The 7216-nt window shown below is 48.8% G+C and carries 6 protein-coding genes; 2 read left to right on the top strand and 4 right to left on the bottom strand.

The genetic code is table 11. The annotated features are described in order from the left end of the window. On the bottom strand, positions 1 to 356 hold a 356-nt coding region (locus HKN79_05610; GenBank protein NNC83034.1), incomplete at its 3' end, for a YebC/PmpR family DNA-binding transcriptional regulator. A gap of 35 nt (positions 357 to 391) precedes the next feature. After that, a complete protein-coding gene (locus HKN79_05605; protein ID NNC83033.1) occupies positions 392 to 1642 on the bottom strand; it encodes an O-antigen ligase family protein in 1251 nt (416 codons plus the stop codon). A gap of 107 nt (positions 1643 to 1749) precedes the next feature. Here HKN79_05605 and creD point away from each other — a divergent pair, with 107 nt between their 5' ends. Both creD and HKN79_05595 read left to right on the top strand, forming a co-directional pair. Then, positions 1750 to 3108: a cell envelope integrity protein CreD gene (creD, locus tag HKN79_05600; protein NNC83032.1), complete on the top strand. Its 1359-nt coding sequence runs from the start codon at positions 1750 to 1752 to the stop codon at positions 3106 to 3108. Positions 3109 to 3162: 54 nt separating this feature from the next. Continuing rightward, complete coding sequence (locus tag HKN79_05595; GenBank protein NNC83031.1) at positions 3163 to 4203, top strand: DUF2452 domain-containing protein; 1041 nt, start codon at positions 3163 to 3165, stop codon at positions 4201 to 4203. A gap of 55 nt (positions 4204 to 4258) precedes the next feature. Here the strand turns inward: HKN79_05595 and HKN79_05590 are convergent, their stop codons facing one another. Next, entirely contained in the window at positions 4259 to 6715 is a 2457-nt protein-coding gene (locus HKN79_05590; GenBank protein ID NNC83030.1) for a T9SS type A sorting domain-containing protein, read from the bottom strand. A gap of 209 nt (positions 6716 to 6924) precedes the next feature. Further along, positions 6925 to 7216: T9SS type A sorting domain-containing protein (locus HKN79_05585; GenBank protein ID NNC83029.1), on the bottom strand; the 292-nt coding region annotated here is incomplete at its 5' end.

The following is a 7216-nucleotide window of genomic DNA, read 5'->3' as shown; positions in this document are numbered from 1 at the left end:
CCGTCCACCTTATTGAAATAGGACTTCACATTGGCCACGGTACGGGTGGTATTGTCGGTGGCACACTCCACAAAGACGAGGACCCCGTGTGGTCCTTTGCCCTCGTAGTTCACTTCCACATAGTCCTCGGCATCTTTACCGGTAGCCCGTTTGATGGCAGCCTCGATATTGGCCTTGGGCATGTTCTGGGCTTTGGCATTCTGGATAGCTGTACGCAGTGTGGCATTAGTATCCGGATCAGGACCCCCTTCCTTGGCCGCGATCTGTATCTGCTTTGCCAGTTTCGGGAAAATGCGGGACATCTTATCCCAACGCTTCTCCTTAGCTGCTCTGCGGTATTCAAAAGCTCTTCCCATAGTATCTCTCTTGCGATTTAAAGTCGACTAATTTACTACATGCCCTTCACTCCTGCCCGTAGTTCTTCTTCTCTGAATTCGATCCACGCCAACATGAGCGGTAGTCCCAAGGCGAAGAGATGGATGCCCATGGCGCGTTCGAACATGGATTCACTGATACAGGCCATCAAGAAGGACAAGAAGAACATGGTGGAGACGATATGCTGAGAACGCAAGGCACGCACCAAGGGGATCAAGAACATCAGTAGTACCGTGATGGATCCTAGCACCCCCACTGCGATTCCGGATTCCAGATATTGGCTATGCGGTCCTAGATTCTCAGATGCCGGTCCTCTAAAGCCCTTCTCTCCATAGCAATCCATCATAGCCGACTGGACATCACCAGTACCTTCTCCGATGAGCAATGTCTCTTGGAATCGCTCCCATGCGCAAATCCAGGCCATTCTACGCGCTTGGGTACTCTCGATGGTATCCGGATCGATAGGAGTATCCACCGTCATACGTGAGAATCGATCCGCCAAATAGTCTGTCTGAGATACGATGAGTCCCATGGTGAATATGACTGCCAACACAGCAATACTCACTCTTTTCCAGCCCATACCTCGAATGAGCATCAGTGAGAATGCCACTCCCAACATGGTCAGTAGTGTCAAGAAACCCATCTTGGACCCGGTCAAGATCAGATTGAAGATGATGTAAATGGCCAACAAGCCGAGTCCGTATGCAAAATTCCTCTTGGATAGATGATGCTTGAAGATGCGTTGCACAACGATCCCAATGGCCACCAGTAGGTGTAAAGCGAAATACCCGATGTGCATCTGAGTGATACCATGTTCACCGAAGAAGTGATGGGATTCTCCTGTTACGAAGTAGTTCACTGCAGAATGTACATTGTTCCAATTGAGCGCTATGACGACCCCGATCAGGTAGAATGTCATCCACTTTTTGATACGGTCTGCAGAAATGCCTTTGAAGAGAAGGAAGATGGGTACAAGGATCAAAGTGATCTTCCGGCCGACATCCTTGGTGCCTAGATCCATATTCTCGGTGTGAATCAATCCGAGTAGATTGAGCAGAAAGAAAGCAGCGGGGATAAGCAGGGCGACATATGTCCAAGTGGAATACGATCGCCATCTGTCGATGGAGATGTAGCTATGCTCCAAGAGTCCGAAAATGAGCGCTAGGCCCAGCCATCCAGGCACTGATCGCGGATAACAGGTCAGGCCCGCCATGGCCAGACCCACAAAGAATTCATAAGCCTTACCGCATATGTCTCGAAATGACATCGGCCAAATGTATCTCAAATGCTAAACTTTGTTAAGCGGATACCAGAATGCTGTTGTGCTTGTTCTAATTCAAGTCAACGGATCTCCAAAACCAAAAATCCCGACCTATGGACTCGAATCATCCCGAAGGAAGTACCTTCTTTGAAAGGCTCAATGCCCGTATGCAGAGCAGCATCTCAGTGAGGCTGTTCTTCATCGCCATTCTCTCCCTCATCCTGCTGATACCCGCTGCCATGGTGGAGGATCTCATCAGAGAGCGTAGCTACCGCAAGTCCGAGGTCATACATACGATCAACAATGGGTGGGGACTGTCTCAGACCATCACCGGGCCGATACTCACCATACCTTATCTTGAACACACCATCACCAAGGATGACGAGGTGATCACATTGCGTCATCAGGCGCACTTCTTACCTGAATCACTGTATGTAGAAGGAGACTTGAAGACCTCGGTACGTAACATCTCCCTCTTCGAGTCAGTCGTGTACAATTCCCAATTGGACTTCTCAGGGAATTTCACGCATCCCAGCTTTGAGGAGTGGAAGATAGCAACTGAGGACATCCTCTGGGAAGAAGCCTATGTATCGCTGGGTATCACGGATATGCGTGGGATTCAGGATCAGCTCGATATCCGATGGAACGATACCGAACACACCCTGAGTCCAGGAACGGATAATCGGGATCTGGTGGCTTCTGGAGTGAGCACCCGTGTTCCCATGGAGGCCGATAGCAGCTCGGGAGAACATAGCTTCCAATTGACTATTGACTTGAACGGTTCGGAACTCCTCCACCTCTACCCTTTAGGCAAGACTACCGAATTCGCATTATCGAGCGCCTATCCGCATCCTGGTTTCGTGGGAGCCTTTTTACCCGATGAGCGTGAAATATCTGCAGATGGTTTCACGGCACATTGGAAAATACTGAGCCTCAACAGGAACTACCCCCAGCAATGGAAAGATGATGAGCACCGCATCCTCGGTTCTGAATTCGGGGTGTCACTGATCACCCCTGTAGATGACTATCAAAAATCCACTCGCAGTGTAAAATATGCCCTCATGATGATCGCCTTTACCTTCTTGATCTTCTTCTTCTTGGAGATACGCAGCGGGAAAAAGGTGCATCCAATCCAGTTCATTCTGGTAGGCCTGGCATTGATCGTATTCTATACTCTGCTCATAGCCCTGAGCGAACATATAGGCTTCAATCCTTCTTATCTGATAAGTAGTGTGGCTGTTACGGCCTTGATCGCGATGTACTTCCAGGCCATCTTCAAGCAATTCAAGATGACGGCTATACTCATGGCGGTGCTGGCATTGATGTACGGATTCATATTCACCACGCTTCAACTACAGGATTATGCCTTGCTCATCGGTAGTATCGGTCTCTTCCTGGTGCTGGCCTTGGTCATGTACCTCTCACGTAAAGTGGATTGGTACGCCCTCTCCAAAGGCGGAGAAAGCGAGTAAGCATGGGTGCACTTTGGGCCTCAGGTCTGTCTTATTCTTTAAACTTGAGGCCCCATGGAGATGAAGCATTTCGACCAGCAGGATATCGAAGCGATGGATCGTATCGAACGGATACAATTCATCAACTCGATCAACGGTTTCAAATCCGCCAATCTGATAGCGACCAAGGATAAGGAAGGAAACAGCAATCTGGCCATCTTCTCTTCGGTCATCCATCTGGGCTCCTCTCCTGCCTTGCTCGGCTTCATCACCCGCCCGGTGAGTGTGGAGCGCCATAGCTTGGAGAATATCTTGGAGACCAAGAACTATACGATCAATCATGTACACCATTCTTTCACCGAGAAGGCACACTACACCTCTGCCAAATTCGATCGGGAGGTATCGGAATTCGATGCCTGCGGACTAATTGAAGAATATCTGGAGGACTTCCCCATTCCCTATGTAAAAGAAGCCCGTGTGAAACTGGGAATGGAACTCGTAGAGGTGATCGACATCCCGGCCAATGATACGAAGCTGGTAGTAGGAAAGATCCAGCACATCCACTGTCCTGCTGATAATATTACGAAGGATGGCTCTCTGGATCTGGTCCTATCAGGCACGGTGGCCATCTCAGGATTGGACAGTTATCATCGTGCCCATCTGATGGCCAAGTATCCTTATGCACGAGAATCCGAGATGCCCCAATTTCGAAAGGAAGAGAAGCGCCCTGACCAGGTAGTCTATGATGAAGAAAGCGGTACCTACAATGCCAGTATACTTCCCTATGCGACCGATCAAGGTGCTCCGAGTATCGAGCCGAACGATCTGACCCTTTGGAAAAAGACCGGTGCGACCAAGATCTCACACCATCTCAAGACTCGATACGATGAGATCAAACAGCAATTCGAGGAGATGAAAACGCTCTACTCATGGAATGAGATAGTCTATCGGGCCAAGGTGAGTTTTGAGCCGGTCTTGGGAGAGACCTATCACCTGTATACGGATAATCAAGGTGAACTATTCCTCTCGATGATTCCTCCCGAGACATGGAACCGGGAGTTGATCGGTTCTTTCCGTTTGAATGCTGACCAGATCTGGGAACGGGTGGATGGATAAAAAGAAAACCCGGACTTTTCAGCCCGGGTCTCTTCACCTAAACACCTTCAATGCATTAACGGTCCAACGTGATGCGTGATGTGGATATCTGCAAGGCATTACTGACCTGCAGGATATAGTTTCCGGGAGTCAAGGGTCCCATATCCAATTTCACTTGCATTAGAGTTCCGCTTCCTAGAACCTGATCCATTAGGACCAGATTCCCAAGCATATCGAAGACAAGTATCTGTGAGTTCTCTCCTTTTCGGGTCTTGAAGTTGACATTCAAGAGTCCTTGAGTTGGATTGGGATGGACATCCACCCTCAGGTCCGTATCAAGTGATTTTACCTCATTGCTTTCTTCATCCCATATGATGGCTCCTCCGTAGATTCCTGTTACTGGGTCGAAATCAGGGGTGTTGAATATCTTGGTCGCACTCCATGGGGTATAGGGACCGTCCCCTTTCTTACAGGCACAACGCACTTTCCACTCATAGCGGAAATTCGGTTCGGCACGCTTGGCATTATTGGCCCCTTCAGCTTCATACTTGATCGGCCATTTGAAGAGGGGGTTGTTGTTATTCTTCTGCACTTGTTCCAACGTGATGGTGTCTGGATTCTGAATAGGGTCTCCGTAGACATTCCCTGTTTCTGGATCCAAGAATCGCTTCTTCCAGAACTTGATATCGCAAGCTGCACTATCCACGCTCGAGTATTTGATCTGTGGGCTGGCCTTGAACCATTTCACTTGTACTCGGTCCTGCACCCCGTTGACCGGGTCATAGGATTTGGTCAGGTCGACAGGGGCATTATCGAAGGCTGGTCCACATGTCTCAGGAGCATCTCCTTGTAGGCAGAATGTGGTACTCTCAGTGAAGGTAAAGCTTCCACCACTTGCGAGGATGTTGCTTTCCGAATCGACCATGACATAAGATCCATTGCCGTAACCACAGCAGATACCATCTCCATAAGAATCTTGCATCACCAGATCATAACATCCATCGGGAAGGCAGAAGATGAAATCCAATGAAGAGCCACTCGATTGACCATTGAATGGTCCGCCTGCAGCTACCTGAGCTCCGGTCGCATCGAGTACCTCGAATGTCGTTTCACCAGCATATTGGTCGAATACAATTGTCAAAGTCACCTCATTATCTGGACAAGGTGGGCATTCAGGGCAATCCGGCCCACCGCAATCCACACCAGACTCGCCTCCATTCTGTACTCCATCATCGCAAGTAGGCGTTACACAACTATTCGCACATGGTGAAGTATCCAGATAATTGGCGATACGTGCGGCTGGTTGGCTACCGAATCCATTGCTGAAGTTGATCCCCACTCCAGAGACCAGATGGCAGTAGCTCATGATCGTTCCAGAATTGGGCAAAGAGGCGTCACAACCTTCATCATAACCCGCAGCGGGCCCGCAACCATCGATAGCGGTGTTGTTCCCGTTCCATGAGCAGGCATGGGTATGTGGAGATCCGAGATTGTGCCCCAGCTCATGGGTCAATACCTCTACCGACCAGGAGTAACTTGGCACACTGTTGTACGAAGAGGTGATACCAGATACAGAGTACTTGTTGCCACAAAGACCACCTACCCAGGCGATACCACCACCAAAGGCGTAGTTGACATAGGCATTTAGATCACCGTAGACGCTATTGTTATTGCGATAGTTCCCATACGAATTCAAATCCGAGAATGGCTCTGAAGAGGTCCACACGGTGAGACCGGCCATGGCCACGGCTATATCATCGTTGGCATAGAGCGTCACCACTTGATTGAAGAGGCCAGTAATGTAGTTCGTAGCCTGAGAGGTCCCTCCTTTTTGCACATATACATCATTTCCGAGATCGATATGTATCCCTGCGCAATTGACGGTGGACCTATGTTGGTCCATGTATTTAGGCGCATCGGCCTCCATCTGCTCGTCCACTGATTGGCATATGAAATCGAAATCTGTTCTTATTTGAGAGTCATTGTAGAGAATATGTGTGGTCGAGCTTTCCAGTTGACCGAGGACTAGATTCCCATTCTCACCTGGAATGGAGATCAGGCCGCTCACTTCATTGTCCGGGAGAACAGAAAGTGCAACTAGGGAGCCCTCTTCTCCTTGAACCACTCCTTGATAATGAATGGCCATTTGATCGGAGTCTAGAGCCAAGCGGGTCCCGTTTCCATCGGTGATTGTGAATCCGGCTTTGTAGATATCCACTTGGACAAGGTCCAATGTCATATCTCTATCGGCTGAACGAAGTTCGAGACTCAGACCTTGAGGAGATTCCGAACGCATTTGCTGGAAAGCAGAAGCATCGATATCGAAGAGATGATAATCGTTGATGTTCTCTGGTATATCCTGAGAACTACGATCGGGCTGCTCGATAAAGATGTCTGCACTTACAAAATCGTTGGTTGTTTGCAAGGCACTTACCTTATCGGCAGGCCTATGCGATTCCGATTGGGCTTGGATACCCCATCCGGAACAAAGTATGGTCATGGTCAGTACGAATCGAACTACGGTTCTATGCATAAGCTGAAAGATTAAAATGCAGTTTAGTGAAAATTCAAACGGAGCGAAAGTACCTGAAGCACTTAATGTATACTTTACTATAACTCTGCATGTAGGAGTTCAATTCGTTCAAATCGAGGAATCCCGATGCAATTTCTTTTAGGTTTTCTGGATAGAAAAGCCCTATTCATATGGAGAATAGGGCTTCTCAGTCCTCTAATTCAGTTCATTCATCGGTCGATCACAAATCGCTCCGAGCCGAAGTATTGTGTTCCTATTACGCTGAGTTGATAGGTCCCTGGCGATAATCTATCCAGAGATATCTCCAACTGATCCGACTTGGATGCCATCCAATTTCCTTCCAAGACCAGACGGCCCGACACATCCATGATCTGCCAGACCAAGTCTGTAGACGGAATAGATGCAGCCTGTACCGTGATGCGGCCATTGGCCGGATTGGGGCGAATGGATATCATTCCCATTTCAAGGGACTTGCTCTCATAGGACAATGAAGCCCCAGCA

The organism is Flavobacteriales bacterium (assembly GCA_013001705.1).
In the GTDB taxonomy this organism is placed as follows: Bacteria; Bacteroidota; Bacteroidia; order Flavobacteriales_D; family JABDKJ01; genus JABDLZ01.
This window is presented reverse-complemented; position numbering and strand designations above follow the sequence as displayed.

Excerpts from the sequence above, each read along its gene's own strand:
- creD (NNC83032.1), top strand. The coding sequence starts at position 1,750 with ATGGACTCGAATCATCCCGAAGGAAGTACCTTCTTTGAAAGGCTCAAT.
- HKN79_05590 (NNC83030.1), bottom strand. The coding sequence starts at position 6,715 with ATGCATAGAACCGTAGTTCGATTCGTACTGACCATGACCATACTTTGT.
- HKN79_05605 (NNC83033.1), bottom strand. The coding sequence starts at position 1,642 with ATGTCATTTCGAGACATATGCGGTAAGGCTTATGAATTCTTTGTGGGT.
- HKN79_05595 (NNC83031.1), top strand. The coding sequence starts at position 3,163 with ATGGAGATGAAGCATTTCGACCAGCAGGATATCGAAGCGATGGATCGT.